17 protein-coding genes are annotated in these 17,826 nt (G+C 68.3%); 6 read left to right on the top strand and 11 right to left on the bottom strand.

Annotated elements, in window-relative coordinates:
- The first annotated feature begins 95 nt into the window (after positions 1 to 95).
- Complete coding sequence (locus QM693_RS14505) at positions 96 to 1,478, top strand: flavin monoamine oxidase family protein (RefSeq protein ID WP_283352679.1); 1,383 nt, start codon at positions 96 to 98, stop codon at positions 1,476 to 1,478.
- Here the strand turns inward: QM693_RS14505 and QM693_RS14500 are convergent.
- Both QM693_RS14500 and QM693_RS14495 read right to left on the bottom strand, forming a co-directional pair.
- Complete coding sequence (locus QM693_RS14500) at positions 1,472 to 2,269, bottom strand: SDR family NAD(P)-dependent oxidoreductase (protein WP_283352678.1); 798 nt, start codon at positions 2,267 to 2,269, stop codon at positions 1,472 to 1,474. The genes QM693_RS14505 and QM693_RS14500 overlap by 7 nt on opposite strands.
- Positions 2,270 to 2,430: 161 nt before the next feature.
- Positions 2,431 to 3,855 carry an aldehyde dehydrogenase family protein gene (locus tag QM693_RS14495; RefSeq protein ID WP_283352677.1) on the bottom strand — a complete coding sequence of 475 codons (1,425 nt, stop codon included), beginning with the start codon at positions 3,853 to 3,855 and terminating at the stop codon, positions 2,431 to 2,433.
- Between the two features lie 162 nt (positions 3,856 to 4,017).
- Between QM693_RS14495 and QM693_RS14490 the strand changes: the two genes are divergently transcribed.
- Positions 4,018 to 4,596, top strand: coding sequence for a DUF4232 domain-containing protein (locus tag QM693_RS14490; protein ID WP_283352676.1), 579 nt, complete (start codon positions 4,018 to 4,020; stop codon positions 4,594 to 4,596).
- Between the two features lie 51 nt (positions 4,597 to 4,647).
- On the opposite strand, the gene QM693_RS14485 is transcribed toward QM693_RS14490, so the two are convergent.
- On the bottom strand, positions 4,648 to 4,800 hold the full coding sequence (locus QM693_RS14485; protein ID WP_283352675.1) for a hypothetical protein: 153 nt from the start codon (positions 4,798 to 4,800) through the stop codon (positions 4,648 to 4,650).
- Positions 4,801 to 4,917: 117 nt separating this feature from the next.
- Here QM693_RS14485 and QM693_RS14480 point away from each other — a divergent pair, with 117 nt between their 5' ends.
- Entirely contained in the window at positions 4,918 to 8,190 is a 3,273-nt protein-coding gene (locus QM693_RS14480) for an arabinosyltransferase domain-containing protein (protein ID WP_283352748.1), read from the top strand.
- 43 nt (positions 8,191 to 8,233) lie between these two features.
- Here the strand turns inward: QM693_RS14480 and QM693_RS14475 are convergent, their stop codons facing one another.
- Positions 8,234 to 8,689: a tellurite resistance TerB family protein gene (locus QM693_RS14475; protein ID WP_005254018.1), complete on the bottom strand. Its 456-nt coding sequence runs from the start codon at positions 8,687 to 8,689 to the stop codon at positions 8,234 to 8,236.
- 112 nt (positions 8,690 to 8,801) lie between these two features.
- Positions 8,802 to 9,545, bottom strand: coding sequence for a DUF429 domain-containing protein (locus QM693_RS14470; RefSeq protein WP_283352674.1), 744 nt, complete (start codon positions 9,543 to 9,545; stop codon positions 8,802 to 8,804).
- A 145-nt stretch (positions 9,546 to 9,690) separates the two neighbouring features.
- Here QM693_RS14470 and QM693_RS14465 point away from each other — a divergent pair, with 145 nt between their 5' ends.
- Positions 9,691 to 11,103, top strand: coding sequence for a purine-cytosine permease family protein (locus QM693_RS14465; RefSeq protein WP_283352673.1), 1,413 nt, complete (start codon positions 9,691 to 9,693; stop codon positions 11,101 to 11,103).
- A 167-nt stretch (positions 11,104 to 11,270) separates the two neighbouring features.
- Positions 11,271 to 11,678 carry a VOC family protein gene (locus QM693_RS14460; protein ID WP_283352672.1) on the top strand — a complete coding sequence of 136 codons (408 nt, stop codon included), beginning with the start codon at positions 11,271 to 11,273 and terminating at the stop codon, positions 11,676 to 11,678.
- Here QM693_RS14460 and QM693_RS14455 read toward each other — a convergent pair.
- The 5 genes from QM693_RS14455 to QM693_RS14435 are packed head-to-tail and all read right to left on the bottom strand — an operon-like array spanning position 11,675 to position 15,981.
- Positions 11,675 to 12,829, bottom strand: coding sequence for a M20 family metallopeptidase (locus tag QM693_RS14455; RefSeq protein WP_283352671.1), 1,155 nt, complete (start codon positions 12,827 to 12,829; stop codon positions 11,675 to 11,677). The two genes, QM693_RS14460 and QM693_RS14455, sit on opposite strands and share 4 nt — an antisense overlap.
- Complete coding sequence (locus QM693_RS14450) at positions 12,826 to 13,497, bottom strand: DUF1028 domain-containing protein (RefSeq protein ID WP_283352670.1); 672 nt, start codon at positions 13,495 to 13,497, stop codon at positions 12,826 to 12,828. The genes QM693_RS14455 and QM693_RS14450 overlap by 4 nt, the downstream gene beginning before the upstream one ends.
- On the bottom strand, positions 13,494 to 13,907 hold the full coding sequence (locus QM693_RS14445; RefSeq protein ID WP_283352669.1) for a RidA family protein: 414 nt from the start codon (positions 13,905 to 13,907) through the stop codon (positions 13,494 to 13,496). Before QM693_RS14445 ends, QM693_RS14450 begins: the two co-directional genes overlap by 4 nt.
- Complete coding sequence (locus tag QM693_RS14440) at positions 13,904 to 15,364, bottom strand: 4-hydroxyphenylacetate 3-hydroxylase family protein (RefSeq protein WP_283352668.1); 1,461 nt, start codon at positions 15,362 to 15,364, stop codon at positions 13,904 to 13,906. Before QM693_RS14440 ends, QM693_RS14445 begins: the two co-directional genes overlap by 4 nt.
- Positions 15,361 to 15,981: a flavin reductase family protein gene (locus tag QM693_RS14435; RefSeq protein ID WP_280782072.1), complete on the bottom strand. Its 621-nt coding sequence runs from the start codon at positions 15,979 to 15,981 to the stop codon at positions 15,361 to 15,363. The genes QM693_RS14440 and QM693_RS14435 overlap by 4 nt, the downstream gene beginning before the upstream one ends.
- Positions 15,982 to 16,174: 193 nt before the next feature.
- Between QM693_RS14435 and QM693_RS14430 the strand changes: the two genes are divergently transcribed.
- Positions 16,175 to 17,080 (top strand): dienelactone hydrolase family protein, encoded by a 906-nt coding sequence (locus QM693_RS14430; RefSeq protein WP_283352667.1) that lies wholly within the window; start codon positions 16,175 to 16,177, stop codon positions 17,078 to 17,080.
- On the opposite strand, the gene QM693_RS14425 is transcribed toward QM693_RS14430, so the two are convergent.
- Complete coding sequence (locus QM693_RS14425; RefSeq protein ID WP_283352666.1) at positions 17,038 to 17,715, bottom strand: hypothetical protein; 678 nt, start codon at positions 17,713 to 17,715, stop codon at positions 17,038 to 17,040. The two genes, QM693_RS14430 and QM693_RS14425, sit on opposite strands and share 43 nt — an antisense overlap.
- Between the last annotated feature and the right edge of the window lie 111 nt (positions 17,716 to 17,826).

Raw genomic sequence — 17,826 nt, 5'->3', positions numbered from 1 at the left:
CCGGAGAGAGGAATTCACACCCCCAGGACCAATGGCGGCGCACCCGTTACATACGGCCGCACGAGGGCCGCGCGCGCAGCGCGAGGGGATGTGTCATGGCAGACATCGAGGTCGACTATTGCGTCGTAGGCGCCGGATTCGCCGGACTGACGGCGGCACTGCGCCTGAAGCAGGCCGGACAATCGGTCGCGCTCGTGGAGGCGCGTGACCGGATCGGCGGCCGAACGTTCACCGAGGTCCGCGAAGACGGTTCGTGGATCGATCGGGGCGGTGCGTGGATCGGGCCGGGACAGGACCGGATCTACGCCCTGATGGACGAATTCGGCGTCAAGAGTTACAAGCAGTACACCGACGGCGAGGCGATGATGGTCGTCGACGGCAAGCAGTACCGGTACAAGGGCACGATTCCCCTGACGATGAGTCCCTGGGCGACCGCGAATCTCGGGGCCGTGTTCGTCGAACTCGGCGAGATGTGCAAGACGATCCCGCTCGACGCGCCGTGGGAGGCGAAGAAGGCAGCGAAGTGGAACTCGATCAGCCTCGCCAAATGGCTCGGCGACAACACGCTGTCCACACCCGCCCACGACCTTCTCGAGACCGCCATCGCCGGCTGCTACACGTCCGCGGCGTCCGAGGTGTCGATGCTGTTCGTCCTGTACCAGATGGCATCCGGCGGCGGTCCGAGTTTCGTCCTCGGTGTGAAGGACGCCGCCGAGGACGCGCGGCCGGTCGGCGGAATGGGTGCCGTCTATCGTCCGATGGCAGCCGAGATCGGCGACGCGCTCCACCTGTCACAACCCGTCCGGGACATCGCGCAGGACGGCGACGGCGTGACCGTCCGCTCCGCGGATCTGGCCGTGCGGGCCCGGAGAGCGATCGTCGCGGTCCCCCTCGCGATCGCGAGCCAGATCGTCTACGAACCGCTGCTGCCGATGGATCGGTCCTTCCTGCACCAGCGAATGCCGAGCGGTGCGGTCATGAAGATCGCCGTCCTCTACGACGAACCCTTCTGGCGCGCCGCCGGACTGTCGGGGCAGTCGGCGGCACCCGACTCCCCCGCAACGGTCACCATCGACGCCAGTACCGACACGGGACGTCCCGGTGTTCTGTGCGTGATCGTCGAGGGACCGATCGCCCGCAAGCTGGGGACGCTGCCGGAAGCGGAGCGCAGAAAGGCGGTGCTCGGGGAGTTGACCGCGAGGTTCGGCGCCGAAGCGAAGTCCCCCGTCGACTACATCGAGCAGAACTGGAGCGTCGAGCGCTACTCCGGCGGCGGCATGCTCAGTCATGCGCCGACGGGAGTGCTCACCCAGTTCGGCCGCGCCCTCCGCAAGCCCTGCGGTCGCATTCACTGGGCAGGCACGGAGAGTTCGTCCGTGATGTGCGGATGGGTCGACGGGGCCATCCGGTCCGGGGAGCGCGCCGCCCGGGAAGTCACCGAACACGACGGCGTGCTGTCACCCGCCCGCGCTCAGTAGTAGACGGCGCCCGGAACACCACCGCCGACGGCCACCGCGTCGCCGGTGATCCCGACACTGCGCGGTGACGCCAGAAATGTGACGACGTCCGCGACCTCGCTCGCGTCGATCAGCCGGTGGATCGAGTTGGTGGCCAGCCGCGACTCCAACTCGGCGACCGGAACACCTTCGTCCTCGGACTGCTTGGCCAACCGGTCGACGAGTCGCTCCGTCCGTGTCAGTCCCGGATGCACCACCGTCACGTTGATTCCGTGCGGTCCGAGTTCGTCGGCGAGGTTCTTCGTCAGCGCCGACACACCGACGTTCCGCACGGTCTGCGCGATGGAATTGGCCTGGCGTGCACCGAGCCCGCTGATATTGATGATCCGTCCCCACCCCTGCTCCACGAGGTGCGGTGCCACCGCGCGGGCGGTCCGCAGATAGCCGAGCACCTTGATCTCGAGTTCAGCGCGCACCACGTCGTCGGTGGTGGACGCGAAGTCGCTCGGCTTGCCCGCACTCCACGGTGTGGCCGCGGCGTTCACGAGAATGTCGACGCCGCCGAGTTCGTCCACCGTCCGCTGCACGAGGGCGCGCACCGAACCGTCGTCGCCGGTGTCGGTGGGTACGCCGATCACCCGGCGCCCGGTCTCCTGCGACAGCGTCTTCGCCGCCAATTCCAGCGCCTCCACGCCCCTGGCCGCGAGCACCACGTCGACCCCCTCCGACGCGAGGCTGCGCGCGATCGCGAAACCGATTCCGCGGCTGCCGCCGGTGACGACGGCCCGCTTGCCGCCCAGACCGAGATCCATGTCGTTCTCCTCATCTTCACTGTCCACCCCTCGGTTCGAGGGTAGGACCGCGGCGGTCGGGAGTCACGGATTCGGTTCAGCGTGAGGCCAATTGCGCTCCGCACCCGTGCGCCTTTTTGGTAGCAGTGACTACCAAAAAGGCGCACGGGCGGCGAAGCCGCCTACCGCTGGATCGACTTGATCTCGAGGAACTCCTCGAAGCCGAGGACGCCGGCCTCGCGGCCGATGCCCGACTGCTTGTACCCGCCGAACGGGGCGTTGGTGTTGAACGCGCCGCCGTTCACCTCGACCTGGCCGGCGCGCAGCTGCCGCGCGACGCGGTCGGCCCGGTCCTGGTCACCGGACCACACGCCGGCGGCGAGGCCGTACTCCGTCGCGTTGGCGATCCGCACGGCGTCGTCCTCGTCCTGGTATCCGATGATCGACAGGACGGGGCCGAAGATCTCCTCCTTGGCGATGGTCATGTCCTCGGTGACACCGGAGAACACGGTGGGGCCGACGAAGTAGCCGGATTCCTGGCCGGTCTCCCGGCCGTCGAGTACGGCCTGTGCGCCTTCCGCGATGCCCTGTTCGATGTAGCCGCGCACCCGCTTCAGCTGGTTCGAGTTCACCAGCGGTCCCAGCACCGAGGTGGCGGCCGTCGGATCGCCGACCGAGTAGTTCTGCGCGACCTGCGCCGCGATGGCGGCGGCCTCGTCCACCTTGCCCGCCGGGACCAGCATCCGGGTCAGCGCCGAGCAGGTCTGACCGGAGTTGAGAAAACACTTGGCCACTCCGTCGGTGACAGCCTTCGTCAGGTCGGCGTCGTCGAGGATGACGTTGGCGGACTTGCCGCCGAGCTCGAGTGCCACCTTCTTCACCGTCTCGGCCGCGACCACCGCGACCCTCTTGCCCGCGCGGGTGGAGCCGGTGAACGAGACCATGTCCACCTCGGGATGGCCGGCGATCGCCTCGCCCACGACGGGCCCGAATCCGCTGACGAGGTTGAACACGCCTGCCGGCAGACCGATTTCGTCGAAGACGTCGGCGAGCGCGTACGTGGCGAGCGGCGCCACCTCGGTCGGCTTGAGCACCACGGTGCATCCCGCGGCCAGAGCACCGCCGACCTTGAGCACCACCTGGTGGAGCGGGAAGTTCCACGGGGTGATCGCCCCGACGACACCGATCGGCTCGCGCACGATCAGGGAGTTGCCCACCTCGTGGGCGTCGAAGTCGTAGGTGGCGGCCAGTTCGGCGAAGGCGGCGAGGTTCGCGAGCGGCATGCCGATCTGGATGGGCTTCGCGAATCCCAGCGGCATGCCCATGTCGCGGGACACCAGGGCAGTGAAGTCGTCGAGGCGCTCCTGGATCAGGGCGGCCGCCTTCCGGAGGTACTCGCCACGTTCCTTGCCGCTGAGCGCAGACCATGCGGGGAAGGCTGCTCGCGCGGCCTTCGCGGCGCGATCGACGTCGTCGGCGGTGCCCTCGGCGACCACCGCGATGACGTCTTCGGTGGCCGGATTCACCACGTCGATCCGGCCCGTCCCCTGCGAATCGACCCAGGATCCGTCGATGTAGATCTTGGTCCGGTCCAGAACTTCGCTCATCGGTCTGCCTCCAGTGAATGTGTCGCGGATCCCCTGCGCCCCGCAGCCTACGACCGGAATCGTCCGGCGAGGGGCGAATGCGATCTCCCCGAATCACATACCGGGATGCCACCGATCGCGGACCATCGACTACGGCAGCACATCAATAGGAGGAGCGATCAGATGCGCACGCAGTCACCGGCACGCGCCCTTCTCGGCGTACTCGGAATCGCCGCCGCGCTCACCGCCTCGGCCTGTGGCTCGACGGACGAGACGGGGACCGCCGAACCCTCGCGTGACATCACCGTCACGAGATCCGCACCGTCCGAGGCGACCGCACCGCACCCCGACCGCTGCCTGATCGGCGAACTACAGGTGACGCTCGGACAGGCGAGTGGGGCCGCCGGATCTCAGGAGATCCCGCTCGTCTTCACCAACACCGGCACCCGAAATTGCGTCCTCCACGGATACCCGGGGGTCTCGTACGTCGCGTCCGCGGACGGTCCGCAGGTGGGTGCCGCGGCCGATCGGGACGGCGGAACCGAGACTCCGGTGACGGTCGCTCCGGGCTCGCGGGCCACCGCAGCGGTGCGCGCCACGGTGGTGCAGAACTATCCGGCCGAGACCTGTGGCCCCACTCCGGTCGCGGGATTCCGGGTGTACCCACCCGACGACACCGGGTCGGTATTCCTCCCCTACCCCACCACCGGCTGTTCGCAGACCGGCGTGAAACAGCTGTCGGTGCAGCCCGTGATCGGGTGACCTGGTTCACCCGCCCCGGGTGAATCGGCTCACCCTGTTCCCGACCTACCGTCAGGCTACCGACTCGCGTAGAAGGAAGGCGGAGGCATGTTCGAGATCATCCGCGAAGTGCATTCCGAGGTTCAGCACCGCCGCGGTCCGCGGCACCACCACCATCTCCTCACCCGACCGCAACGCCGGTCGCGGATCCTGAAGCACTTCCACATGTGATCCGCCGGGGTGGCCGGTCCTCCGACCGGACCTGTTCTTGCCTTCGCTAACGATTGGCGCGGATGGGTACTATCCGACGTCGTGACTGACAGCAGGCTGGAATCGGCGAAAGTGTCCAGAGACGACTCGGACGAGTCGCCGATCGGGACCCCGCCCCAGTCATCTCCCCTCGGTCAGTCGGTCCGCTCCGCCCGCCTTCTCGCGATCATCGCCTCCGTCTTCGGAGTGCTGCTCACGTTGTCGCTCCCGTTCCTTCCGGTCGAGCAGGACAGCGCAACCCTCAGCTGGCCGCAGAACGGCAGCACCGGAAGCGTCGAGGCACCGCTCGTCACCTACGCGCCGCTGAGCCTCGACGTGCAGATCCCCTGTTCGGCGGTCGGCGAACTCGCCGACCGCGGCGGGATCCTGACCTCCACCGCCCCCGCAGGCGCCGCCGACGCCGGGAGGTACGGACTGGTCGCCAGGGTGAATCCTGCGACCCCGGACGGTCCCGCCGGCGTCGAGGTGCTGTTGCGGAACAAGGTGCTGCTGTCATCGCCGCTGGACCAGCTACCCGCAGACTGCGCGCTCGTGGTGTCGTCGGATTCCACGCGGACCACCGCGGGATTCGTCGCGGCGGGCCAGGACGCACCGACCGTCGTCGACGGCGACCTCCGCCCTCAGATGGTGGGCATCTTCAGCGACCTCGACGGTGCGGCGCCCGACGGACTGCAGGTGACCGCTGAGATCGACAGCCGCTTCTCGTCGACGCCGTCGACCCTCAAGTTCGTCGCCATGGTGGTAGGCGCGCTCGCGACGATTCTGGCGCTGGTGGCTCTGCACCGTCTCGACGACGTGGACGGACGCAGGGCACGACGATTCCTTCCCACCCGCTGGTGGTCGTTCGGGGCCGTCGACGCCGTCGTCATCGGCACGCTGGTGCTGTGGCATTTCATCGGCGCCTCCACCTCCGACGACGGCTATCAGTTCAACATGGCCCGCACGTCCGCGGCCGCGGGGTACATGGCCAACTACTTCCGCTGGTACGGCGTCCCGGAGGCGCCGTTCGGGTCTCCTTACTACGACGTCCTCGCGGTGCTGGCGAACATCACCCCGGCGAGCCCGTTCGTGCGTCTGCCCGCGCTGCTCGCCGGCATCGTCGCGTGGCTGGTGATCAGCCGTGAAGTCGCACCGCGACTAGGCGCCGCCGTCCGCGGCAACCGGCTCGCGCTGTGGACCGGCGGACTGGTGTTCCTCGCGTTCTGGCTCCCGTACAACAACGGTCTGCGGCCCGAGCCGATCGTCGCGGTGGGCGTCCTGCTCACGTGGTGCTCGGTGGAACGTGCCGTCGCGACCCGGCGACTGCTGCCTGCCGCGGTGGCGATTCTGGTCGGTGCGGCGACGCTGACCGCGGGCCCGTCCGGGTTGATCTGTTTCGGCGCCCTGGTCGCGGGCGCCCGGCCGATCCTGCAGATCGTGATCGCGCGGGCCAAGACGGTCGGATACATCGCCTTGCTGGCACCGCTCGTCGCGTCGGGGACCGTGATCCTGGTGGCGGTGTTCGCCGACCAGACCCTCGCCGCCGTCATGGAGATGCAGCACGTTCACGCGATCGGCCCCAACGTCCCCTGGTTCGACGAATACCTCCGCTACCAGTACCTGCTGAACATCTCCGTCGACGGCTCGCTGTCGCGCCGGTTCGGCGTGTTCGTGATGGTGCTGAGCCTGGCCGTGACGGTCCTCGTGATGCTCCGCAAGGGCGGCCGGATTCCCGGGACGGCGGCCGGACCGTCGCGGCGACTCATCGGCATCACGCTCGCCGCGATGGGGCTGATGATGTTCACGCCCACCAAGTGGACGCATCACTTCGGCATCTACGCCGGCCTCGCGGGGTCGCTCGCCGTCCTGGCGTCCGTGGCGGTGAGCACCGCCGTGGTGCGCTCGCCGCGCAACCGCGCGCTGTTCGCGGCCGCCGTGCTGTTCCTGCTCGCGATGTGCTTCACCAGCACCAACGGGTGGTGGTACGTGTCCAGCTACAGCGTCCCGTGGTGGGACAAGCCGGTGTCGATCGCCGGCCTCGGCGCAGGCACCATCCTGCTCGGCGCCACGCTGGTGATGCTGCTGATCGCGGCGTGGTGCTACTTCCGCGAGCCCTACACCCGGACCGAATCCGTGCGGCGACGCCGGTTGTGGGCGATCCCGCCGTTGACGGTGGCGGCCGCCGCGATGGTGCTGTTCGAGGTGCTGTCGATGGCGAAGGGTGCGGTCGCGCAATACCCCGCGTTCTCCCTCGCCCGTTCCAACGTCGATGCCGTCACCGGCGCACCGTGCGGTCTGGCCAACGACGTCCTGCTCGAAACCGATCCGAACGCGTCGCTGCTGCAGCCACTGTCCGGTGACGCCGCGACTGCCCTCGCGGGCACGGGCACCGTCGGCTTCACGCCGAACGGCGTCGCCGGCGACCTCAGTGCCGACGAGGAATCGTCGGATGCGGGCGTCGCCAACTCCGTCAAGACCGACAACACCGAGCAGACGGCGTCGAGCAACGCCGCGGGCACCGGCGGCGGCGCCGGCGCGGTGGGTGTCAACGGCAGCGCCGTGGCCCTGCCGTTCGGCCTCGACCCCGACCGCACGCCCGTCCTCGGCAGCGACGGCAGCGACGGCGACGGCTCACTGACCTCCGGCTGGTACCGGTTGCCGAATCCCGACTCGGACGCCGGGGCGGGTGACATCATCTCCATCGCCGCAGCGGGCCGCATCCACTCCGTCGACGCGGACGGCGTCGTCACCTACGGCCAGAACCTGGAGGTGGAGTACGGCACCACGCAACCGGACGGCGCGGTCGCGGTGTCGGGACGCGTGACGCCGATCGATATCGGCCCGGCACCGTCCTGGCGAAATCTGCGCGTTCCGCTCGATTCCCTGCCGGACAATACGGATGCCATCCGACTCGTGGCATCGGATTCGGACAGTGATCCGCAGCAGTGGCTTGCGGTGACGCCGCCGCGTGTTCCCCGGACGCAGACACTGAACGACGTGATCGGATCCGACTCGCCCGTGATGATCGACTGGGCTGTGGGACTGGCATTTCCGTGCCAGCGACCGTTCGACCACCGCACGGGTGTCGCGGAGGCGCCCGAATACCGGATCCTCCCCGACCGTCCCGGCGCGATCATGACGAGCCTGTGGCAGGACCGGTACGGCGGAGGCCCCCTGGGCTGGATAGAGATGACCCGGGCGAGCCGCACCATACCGTCGTATCTGAGAGACGACTGGGACCGTGACTGGGGCGGAGTGGAGCAATACTCCCCGCTCGACCCCGACGCGAAGACCGCGGAGATCGACACCACCCGGATTCAGCGTCCGGGCATGTGGAACCCGGCGCCGATCATCACGGCCTACTGAGCGTCGGTGACGCGCCCGTGAGCCGGGCGCGTCACCTGCCATCTCAGAGTTCGAATTCCGCCGGGGCGATGCCGACGGCGAAACAGGCGTCGCGCACCACGTTTCGCTCGTGCTGGTCGAAGTTGCCGTCGGCGCCACCGATGACGATGCCGATCTGGATGACGGCACGTGCCTGATCCTGCTTGGACTTCAGCTTCGCGATGGTGGCGGTGGCCTCGATCTTGCCGAACTCGAAATCGGACTGCAGCTTGCTGCAGTACCAGTCGAACTTCTGACTCAGCTCGTCCGACGGGAACACACTCAGCGCCTCGTTGCTGGTGATCAGCGCCGCGGTCTTCTGACGCTCGGACGGGTCGATGGTCCCGTCCGCCGCGGCGATGAGGGCGCACATGGCCATGCTGGCGTTGGCGAACTCCTTGTTCTGGAACTGTGCCGTCTTGGTCTTGAGCTGGCCGTTCATCTCGAACGCCTTTGCCTTCAGCTGATCCCAGAAAGCCATTGGACTCCTTCTTCGTGTGCCCACGCACGGTGCGTGTGGTGTCCAATTTGCCAGGTTTCGCCCGGGGGCGTCGCCGCGGTCGGTCTACCAGCGCAGTCGCAGGAATCCGCCGCTAGGGCTGCAGCGCCTGCAGGCCTCCCGTCGGCACGTGGATCCATCCCTCCCGCTCGGCGACGGCGCGGTCGTCGCCCTCGGGTAGTGCTGTGCAGCCGACGGCCGCGGCCCGTGCGATGACGGCGGCCAGCACGGCGTCGAGGGCGTCGTCCGATTCGCGGCAGATCGTCTGGAATGCACCGAGTTCCAACCAGTCCGCGGCCGCCAGGAGCGCGTCGACCAACTCCCCCAGCGTCACCCGGTTCTGAGCGCTCTTGTATCCCCGCGACACCAGCCCCCAGGTGCGCAGCGCGGCCGCCGGATACGCCTCGACCACGCGGCCGTCGACGCGTCCGACGTCGATGCCGAGGTCGCCGAGTTCCGCAAGTATTCCGGCGCAGCGCAACGCGACGTGCGCAATGAGATCCGCCGACACACTGAGCGGGGATATACCCGTCGCGGCCTGCACCACGAGGTCGGTGCGCCGCTTCGTCAACGGTCGACGCCCCTCGCGGTTGGCGAGACCGCTGGCCGCGGACAGTCGGCCGGCATGATGCTCGGACACCATGCGGACGAACGCGTCGGGCCAGCCGAACGGTGCATCGATACCGGTCCTGTCGCAGGCCAGCACGGCCTCGGTGACGGCGTCGTTCCCGGCTCCCAGCCGGACGGACTCGACGCGGGCCACACCGTCGGACCAGTCGATGACCGCCAGGGCCGTCTTCTTCGGTTCGGCCGCCAGGTCGACTCCCACGGTGCGCATCGGCCCAGGCTAGTCCCGACCTGCTGAATCAGAAGAAGTGATGCAACGCATCAGTTAGTTGTTCTGTACAGATTCACTGCCTCCGACCATTGTGGTCTCCACTACTCGACCTAGAAGTGGCGCACTTGCGCCGTTCGGAGGATTGATGCCCGACACCCACGTCGCCCCGATGCTGGAGAAGCACACCATCGGGTTCGTCCCGGAATCCGATCGCCACGGCAAGGTTCGCGATCTGTTCACGCTGTGGTTCGGCGGCAACCTCGCCCCGCTCCCGATCGTGACCGGCGCCCTCGGCCCCAGTCTGTTCGGACTCTCGCTGTGGTGGAGCCTCGTCGCGTTCGTCGTCGGACATCTCGCCGGCGGCGCCCTGATGGCGTTGCATTCGGCGCAGGGACCCCAGATGGGGATCCCCCAGATGATCCAGAGCCACGGCCAGTTCGGCACGTTCGGGGCGCTCATCATCGTGGTGATCGCCGCCGTCATGTATCTCGGCTTCTTCTCGTCGAACATCGTCCTGGCCGGCCAGTCGATGCACGGGATCGTGAACGGCATACCCGTGGACGTGGGGATCGTGGCCGGGGCTCTCGGCTCCGCCGTCATCTGCATCATCGGCTACCGGTTGATCCACATCCTCAACCGCATCGGAACCTGGGTCCTCGGGATCGGAATCCTGGTGGGCTTCTTCGCGATCCTGACTGGCGACCTGCCGTCGGACTTCCTCACACGGGGCGACTTCAACTTCGCCGGCTGGCTCGCCACCGTGTCGCTCGGCGCACTCTGGCAGATCGCGTTCGCACCCTATGTGTCCGACTACTCGCGGTACCTCCCCAAGGACGTCGGCGTGCCGTCGACGTTCTGGGCGACCTACCTCGGCTGCACCCTCGGCTCGTTCCTCGCCTTCGCGTTCGGCGCGGTCGTCACGCTCGCCGCACCGATCGGCATGGGCACCATGGACGGCGTCAAGGCGACGACGGGAAGCCTCGGCAGCATCATGCTGGTGCTGTTCCTGCTCAGCGTCATCAGCCACAACGCGCTGAACCTGTACGGCGCCGTACTCGCCATCATCACGTCCGTCCAGACGTTCCGCGCCCGCTGGATTCCGACCGCCCACGCCCGCATCATCCTCTCGACGATCATCCTCGTCGCGGCGTCCGTCGTCGCCATCGCGCTGTCGGCCGACTTCGTCTCGCACTTCGTCGATCTGGTGGTCGTCCTCCTGGTGGTCCTGGTGCCGTGGACAGCGATCAACCTCATCGACTTCTACATCATCCACAAGGGCGTCTACGACCTCGAGTCGATCTTCCGCTTCGACGGCGGCGTCTACGGCCGGTTCAACTGGACGGCAATCACCGCCTACCTGCTCGGCATCGTCGTCCAGATTCCGTTCATGGCCACATCCCTCTACACGGGCCCGGTGTCCGCGTTCCTCGGCGGCGCCGACCTGTCCTGGGTGGCCGGACTCGTGGTGACCGGACCCCTCTACCTGCTCCTCGCGCGGCGCGGCTCGACCGGAGCGAAGAGCACGTCCGCCGCGACGCGTGAGCCTGCGCGCCTGTAGTCCTCGAACACCGCACCGCCCGAGCCCGTTACAGGCTCGGGCGGTGTGCGTGGTGACCGCCCCCCTGTCCGCTCGGGCAGGGTTTCGCGTTTGTCCACCACCCGGCAGCGCCGACTCGCTAGGGTCGAAAGAAGAGACCGATTCACCGGAGAAGGAAGTTGTCGCAGATGTCCAGTTTCCCGGGCCTCACCCACGTCGCGATCACCGTGTCCGACCTACCGGCCAGCACCGCCTGGTACACCGCACTGTTCGGATCAGCCCCCGTGCTCGACGAGGACGAGGAATCAGGAACCTTCCACCACACGGTGTTCGCGCTCGACGGCGGCGGGCTCTTCGGCCTCCACACGCACCCCGACAGCGGCGCTCCCGCACGTTTCGACGAACGGCAGGTCGGACTCGACCACATCGCGTTCCAGTGTTCCCCCGACGCGCTGCCCCGGTGGGTGGAGCGGCTCGACGCCCTCGGCATCGTGCACGGGGGCATCAAGACGGCGCACTACGGATCGGGCATCTCGTTCCGCGACCCCGACAACATCGCGCTCGAATTCTTTGCACCACCCGTGAGTACTTCTTAACGTCGGGCGGTTAACAAGTACTCACGGGCGGCGGAGCCGCAGGCGTCGAGCAGGGTCAGAGCGAGGGCCAGCGCACCGTCGACGGCCGCCCGGTCTGCAGCGGGCGCGGCGCTGGCCGCGGCGAACTCGGCCTGATGGTTGACGGCAGGCGCGGAGTCGATTCCGATGTAGGGGTGGATCGCGGGAATCACCTGCGAGACGTTGCCCATGTCGGTGGAGGCCCGGTTCATCAGCGAGTCCGCGCCGGTGCGGAACACGCGGCCCAGCCCCTCCGCGTGCCGGACGTACGACGCGAGCAGCGCTTCGTCGGTGCGGAACTCCGAGTACGGTTCGCTTTCCGGGGCGATAGTCAGTTCACAGCCGGTTGCGATGGCGCCGGCCTCGAAGCAGCGGGCCACCCGGGGTTCGATGCGGGCCAGTTCCTCCAGCGTCTCCGCGCGCACGTACCAGCGACCTTCGGTGCGCTGGGGAATGGCGTTGGGCGCCTCTCCCCCGCGGGTCATCATCCCGTGCACCCGCGTGCTCGACGGAAGCTGTTGCCGGAGAAGCCCGATGGCGACCTGCGCCACCGTGAACGCGTCGGCCGCGTTGACACCCCGCTCCGGGTACGCGGCGGCGTGTGCCGCCTTGCCGTCGTACCGGATGTGGCTGTGGGACACCGCGTACGGTTCGGCCCGGGCGACGTCGACCGGGCCGGGGTGGGCCATGACGGCGGCGTGGACGCCCTCGAACGCTCCGCGTTTGAGCATGTCGATCTTGCCGCCCCCGCCTTCCTCGGCGGGGGTGCCGAGCACCGACAGGGTGATGCCGAGGTCGTCGACGAGCGGGGCGAGAGCCAGCGCCGTCCCCACCGAGATGGCGGAGATGACGTTGTGCCCGCACGCGTGCCCGAGCCCGGGGAGCGCGTCGTATTCCGCGCAGACCGCGAGGTGCAGCGGTCCGGAACCGACGTGCGCGCGGAACGCGGTGGGCAGGCCGACGTACTGCTGCTCGACCGTGAAACCGGCGTCCGACAGCACCCCGGCCACCCGGACGCACGAACGTTCCTCCTCCCACGCGACCTCGGGGTGGGCGTGGAGGTCGTGCGACAGAGCCAGGATCCGGTCTTCCGCCTTCCTGGCTCCGTCACGAACCGCGGCGTCGGCGCTCACAGGTCCCCCGGCACGCCGTAGGACGGGGCGGCCGTCGGGTCGACACCACGCGCCCGGTAGTCCCGCTTCTGCGGTTCCCACACCGTCCACAGCCGGCGCAGTTCGCCGACCGGGTCGTCGTGCCAGTCGACGCGCAGATCGGTGACGGGCCAGGGCACGTCCTCGACCACCTGGATTCCCGCCGAGTGCACGGACCCCGCCTCCCCGCCGGCGGTGACGGCCGCGGTGAGTCCGTCGAGCAGTCTGCCCTCGAACGTCGGGGCCGTGCTCGACACGTAGCCGAACAGCAGCGACCGGATGACGCCTTCGTCGCGGAGCATGTTGCCGGCGACGGCGGCGCCGCTGCCCTGCGCGCTGCTGTGGATGCCCAGCGTCTGCGCGCCCGAGTGCACGGCGGTGCCGCCATCCGCATCGACGACGACGACCTGGCGGTACTCCGGGAACTTCTCGTGCGCAAGTGCGCTTTTCAGTGCGGTCTCCGCATTCGCACCCGAGGCGAGCGCGTCGAGGCCGAGCGGTCCCAGCTGCGGATTGGTCACGTTCTGGGAGGCGACGACACCGACCCCGGACCGCACGTGCAGGCAGCGTGCGGCCACGGCGGGGCTGGAGGAGCAGACGACCATCCCGAACGCGCCCCCGGAATCACGGGCGACGAGTGAGAACGTCATGAGCCGATCACTGCCGTCGCGTCGATCTCGACGAGCCATTCGGGCCGGGCGAGGGCATCGACGACGATGCCGGTGGACACGGGGTGCACACCTTTCAGCCAGCGTCCGACCACCCGGTAGACGGTCTCGCGGTACCGGACGTCCACCAGGTAGATGGTGACCTTGACGACGTCCTCGAGCCGGCTGCCCGATTCCTTCAGCAGCATCGCGATGTTCGCCATCGCCTTCTCGGCCTGGGCCTCGACGTCGCCGATTCCCACCGACTCCCGGGTGTCGAGGTCCTGACCGATCTGCCCGCGGAGATACACGACTCCGCCGGCGACGACCGCTTGCGCGAGGTCGTTGTCGAGGTTCTGTTCCGGGTACGTGTCGCGGGTGTTGAACGGGCGGATGCGGGTGTGGGTGGTCATGCCGCACCCCCGTCGACGTTGTCCGACAGCCCCGCTGCGGCCTTGACCAGCCCGAGCGGCCCGTCGAAGTCGAAGTTGCGGTAGACGGCGGCGAGCTGCGCGAACGGTGGTGACTGGGCGAAGAGCTGAAACGTCAGGCGATGTCCCGCGTAGTCGCTGTTGAGCAGGTCGCGGGCGAACGCGAGAAGCTTGCGACGGTCGTCGGCCACCCAGTTGTCGTTGATGGAGTAGAACTTCTCCAGCCACGGCGCGACGTCGGGGTCGGCGAACGTGGCGGCGTCCGGGGTGATGCAGATCTGGCCGCCGCACAGCTCGCGGGCGATGTGCATCATCGCGGGCAGCTGGCTGAGCGCCATCACCCGGCCGGTGTACAGCAGTGACTGGTTGGGCATGAGCAGGCCACCCGGGCTGGGCTCGGCGAGTGAGATGGCCGCGGTGAGGTGGGCGTTGATCGTCTCCCGGTAGCAGGCGAGCTGAGCGAGCTTCTCCTGCACCGCCTGCTGCTTCTCGAGCCCGCTCTGCTTGACGTTCCACAATGCGGATCCGATCATCAGATCGGCGAGGTGCAGCGTGCGTTGCACGAACGGGAACGCGCTGTAGCGATGCAGGGTGGAGCGGATGAACGTGGCCGCCCGGGTGTGCCGGTAGAACAGGACGTCTTCCCAGGGGATCTCGACGTTGTCGAACACGACGAGGGACTCCACCTCGTCGACCCGGTTGGCGAGCGGGTAGTCGGCGGACGGCCCGCGGCCGGCGAACCCGTTGCGGGAGATGTACTTCAGCCCCGGCGCGCCCATGTCGAGCACGAATCCGACGGCGTAGTCGGACAGTTCATTGTTTCCCCAGTTGGCAATGGTGGGTTTGGTGAACGCCTGGTTGGAGTAGGCGGCGGCGGTCTCGTACTTCGCGCCGCGCACGACGATGCCGTTGTCGGTCTCCTTCACGACGTGCAGGAGCATGTCGGGGTCCTGATCCTGCGGCGCCTTGGACCGGTCGCCCTTGGGGTCGGTGTTCGCCGACACGTGGAACGGGTCCTCCCGGACCGACCGGTCCAGGTGGCGGCGGATGTTCTCCGAGAAGCGCGGGTCGACCTCGTTGAGGACGTCCTGACCGTCGAACAGCGACCACATCTCGCCGATGGTCTCGTCACCGACGCGGGTGACCACGCCCCGGGTGTCCTCGAGGACCAGGTCGACGGCGGCGCGCTTGTCGAGCCAGTCCTGCTGCGTGCGGGGGAGCTTGTTGGCGATGGCGTTGCGTTCGCCGGATTCGGGGTCGACGTAGGTCATCGCGTCCTGCGTGGCCTCGTCGTGCGCGAGGTCGTAGATGCGTGCCCGCACGTCGACGATCGGCTTGAACATGGGGTGGTCGGCCACGTCCTTGACGCGTTCCCCGTCGACCCAGACCTCGCGGCCGTCCCTGATGGACTCCCTGTATTCGTCTCCGGTGCGGATCATTTCGTGCTCCTGGTCCTCGGCGCGGGGTGTGCGTCCGGGTAGTCGGGGAAGGTAGAAGGTTCGAATGCTGCAGGCTTGCTGTAGGTGTGGGAGGCGTACACGAGCGGTTCACCGGGGTGTGCCTCCACCGCGGCGACGCGTCCGATGTAGACGCGGTGGGTACCGGCCTCGATGACGTCGTGGACGGTGCAGTCGAACGACGCGATCGCGTCGTGGACGCGGGGTGAGCCGGATTCGGCCACGGTCCAGTGCCCGCAGGTGAAGTCCCACCGCTGCTTGCCCGGCCAGGGCCGGCCGGCGAAGGTGTCGGCGACGTGATCGTGCTGGGTGGCAAGCACATTGACGCAGAAGACACCGTTCTCGGAAATCGCGTCGTTGACCGGGCTTCGTCCGTGCAGGCAGACCAGCACCAGCGCCGGGTCGGCCGAGACGGAGCACATCGCACTCACGGTCTGGGCGGCGCGACCGCCGGGACCGTCGGTCGCGACGACGGTGACTCCGGTCGCGACAGCGCTCATGGCCATGACGAAGTTCGCGGTCGAGTTGTCCGGCATCGGTGAGGCCACCGATGTTCGGGCCGTCGTTTCGACGGCTGGGTGACGGTCAGCGATCGGCATGACGGGCTCCTTTCTGTGTGCGGTGAGCGAGGAGTTCGTGCCGTTGCACCAATCTTGAGGTCCCCGGTGAAATCTGTACAACACAGATAAGTGGCGCACTGCATAAGGAAAAGTGATGAACTGGGAACCGATGTCGATCACGGGTTCGACCAGGGATAATTCCCTACATCAGCCGATGCGGACGGGGACGATCATGACGCCACTGCAACGCTATATCGCCGAAGAGATCGCGATCGATCATGCCGACGGGCTGCTGTCCCGCCGCGAGGCGTTGCGCAGACTCGGACTCATCGGCCTCGGCGTGGCGGCGGCGTCCTCGTTGCTCGCCGCCTGTTCCACCGACAGCGACGAGTCGCCGACGTCGGCGCCGGTGACACCCGGCGGGGCGACGCCCCCGCCGCCGGGAGCGGCCGAGGCCGTCGAGACCGAAGCGGTGACGTTCCCCGGTCCGGACGGCCGCGTCCTGCAGGGCGCGTGGGCCGACGCCGCCACACCTCGCGGAGCGGTCCTCGTCATACACGAGAACAAGGGCCTGACCGACCACATCCGTTCGGTGGCAGGCCGATTCGCGGGTGCCGGCTACTCCGCGCTCGCCCTCGACCTGCTCTCGGAAGAGGGCGGGACCGCGACGTTCACCGATCAGGCGCAGGCCACCGCCGCGCTGGCCACCGTGCCGCCGGCACGCTTCGTCGCCGACATGAAGGCCGGGATCGACGAACTCGGGCGTCGGGTGCCGGACGAGAAGATGGCGGCGGTCGGGTTCTGCTTCGGCGGCGGGATGGTGTGGCAACTCCTCGCGTCCGGCGAGCCGCGGCTGGCGGCGGCAGTCCCCTTCTACGGTCCCCTGCCCGAGGGCGCCGACTTCTCCGGGTCGAAGGCCGCGGTCCTCGCCATCTACGCGGAACTGGACGCCCGAGTGAACGCGTCCCGCGACGCCGCGGCCGCCGCACTCGCGAAGGCGGCGCTACCGCACGAGATCGTCACGGTTCCGGGTGCCGATCACGCGTTCTTCAACGACACCGGGCCCCGCTACAACGCGACCGCGGCAGCCGAGGCCTACGAACGTGTCCTCGCCTGGTTCGGCGAATACCTGGGGTGAGGCGGGCGCATCAGCAGTGCGGCCACGAGGAAGCAAACCGCGCCCACGAACGTGCCCAGATCGGCGACCGCCGCGTTCTTCAGCGCGTCGGTGCCGGGCACGATGTACGCGCCGACCGCGGACACACCGAACGCCACCGACCCGATCATGTTCAGCCAGGTGCTGCGCCAGTTGCGGGCATGCGGATCCCACAGCTTGTCGGTTTCGGTGGTGGCCACCACCGCCAGACCGCTGGCGACGAGGAACGCCGTCGACCCGAAGAGGTCGGGACTCCACCCCCACACCCGGTCCTGTTCGACGGTGAGGCTCTGGATCAGCACGACCCCGGTACTCACGTTGAACAGCAGGGTGCCGACGAACTGGATCAGCGCCGCCCACCAGTCGTAGCGTTCGACCGTCGCGGATTCCTCCCCGGGCACCGGCCTGCCGCTGAGCCGCAACTGGATGAATCCGGCGGTCGTGAAGAACAGCGATCCGACGAAGTAGGTGATGTTGTCGATCTCGGGGCCGACCGCCTGCCCGTACACCCGCGTGGCCGCCATCCCGAACAGGAAGGAGCCGATGACGAATCCCCAGGACTCCCGGCGCAGCCGGAGCGTTCGGCGAGGTCCGGACGAGGTGTGGTCACTCGACACCGTGACGTCACCCCCTCACCGGTCGGCAGGGTCTCAGACTCTCCGAAGACACGTACCGGGTCAAGGTCGGAGGCCGAAATTCGGCTGCGCGTCCACGTGGGGTGTGCCAGT

The organism is Rhodococcus sp. IEGM 1305 (assembly GCF_030058635.1).
Taxonomy (GTDB): domain Bacteria; phylum Actinomycetota; class Actinomycetes; order Mycobacteriales; family Mycobacteriaceae; genus Rhodococcus_F; species Rhodococcus_F opacus_D.
Note: the sequence above shows the minus strand (reverse complement) of the source record. Positions and strands in the feature narration are given on the sequence as shown.

Bases quoted from the DNA above. Each gene is read 5' to 3' on its own strand.
- QM693_RS14505 (WP_283352679.1), top strand. From the start codon at position 96: ATGGCAGACATCGAGGTCGACTATTGCGTCGTAGGCGCCGGATTCGCC.
- QM693_RS14500 (WP_283352678.1), bottom strand. From the start codon at position 2,269: ATGGATCTCGGTCTGGGCGGCAAGCGGGCCGTCGTCACCGGCGGCAGC.
- QM693_RS14495 (WP_283352677.1), bottom strand. From the start codon at position 3,855: ATGAGCGAAGTTCTGGACCGGACCAAGATCTACATCGACGGATCCTGG.
- QM693_RS14490 (WP_283352676.1), top strand. From the start codon at position 4,018: ATGCGCACGCAGTCACCGGCACGCGCCCTTCTCGGCGTACTCGGAATC.
- QM693_RS14475 (WP_005254018.1), bottom strand. From the start codon at position 8,689: ATGGCTTTCTGGGATCAGCTGAAGGCAAAGGCGTTCGAGATGAACGGC.
- QM693_RS14470 (WP_283352674.1), bottom strand. From the start codon at position 9,545: ATGCGCACCGTGGGAGTCGACCTGGCGGCCGAACCGAAGAAGACGGCC.
- QM693_RS14465 (WP_283352673.1), top strand. From the start codon at position 9,691: ATGCCCGACACCCACGTCGCCCCGATGCTGGAGAAGCACACCATCGGG.
- QM693_RS14460 (WP_283352672.1), top strand. From the start codon at position 11,271: ATGTCCAGTTTCCCGGGCCTCACCCACGTCGCGATCACCGTGTCCGAC.
- QM693_RS14450 (WP_283352670.1), bottom strand. From the start codon at position 13,497: ATGACGTTCTCACTCGTCGCCCGTGATTCCGGGGGCGCGTTCGGGATG.
- QM693_RS14445 (WP_283352669.1), bottom strand. From the start codon at position 13,907: ATGACCACCCACACCCGCATCCGCCCGTTCAACACCCGCGACACGTAC.
- QM693_RS14440 (WP_283352668.1), bottom strand. From the start codon at position 15,364: ATGATCCGCACCGGAGACGAATACAGGGAGTCCATCAGGGACGGCCGC.
- QM693_RS14435 (WP_280782072.1), bottom strand. From the start codon at position 15,981: ATGCCGATCGCTGACCGTCACCCAGCCGTCGAAACGACGGCCCGAACA.
- QM693_RS14430 (WP_283352667.1), top strand. From the start codon at position 16,175: ATGACGCCACTGCAACGCTATATCGCCGAAGAGATCGCGATCGATCAT.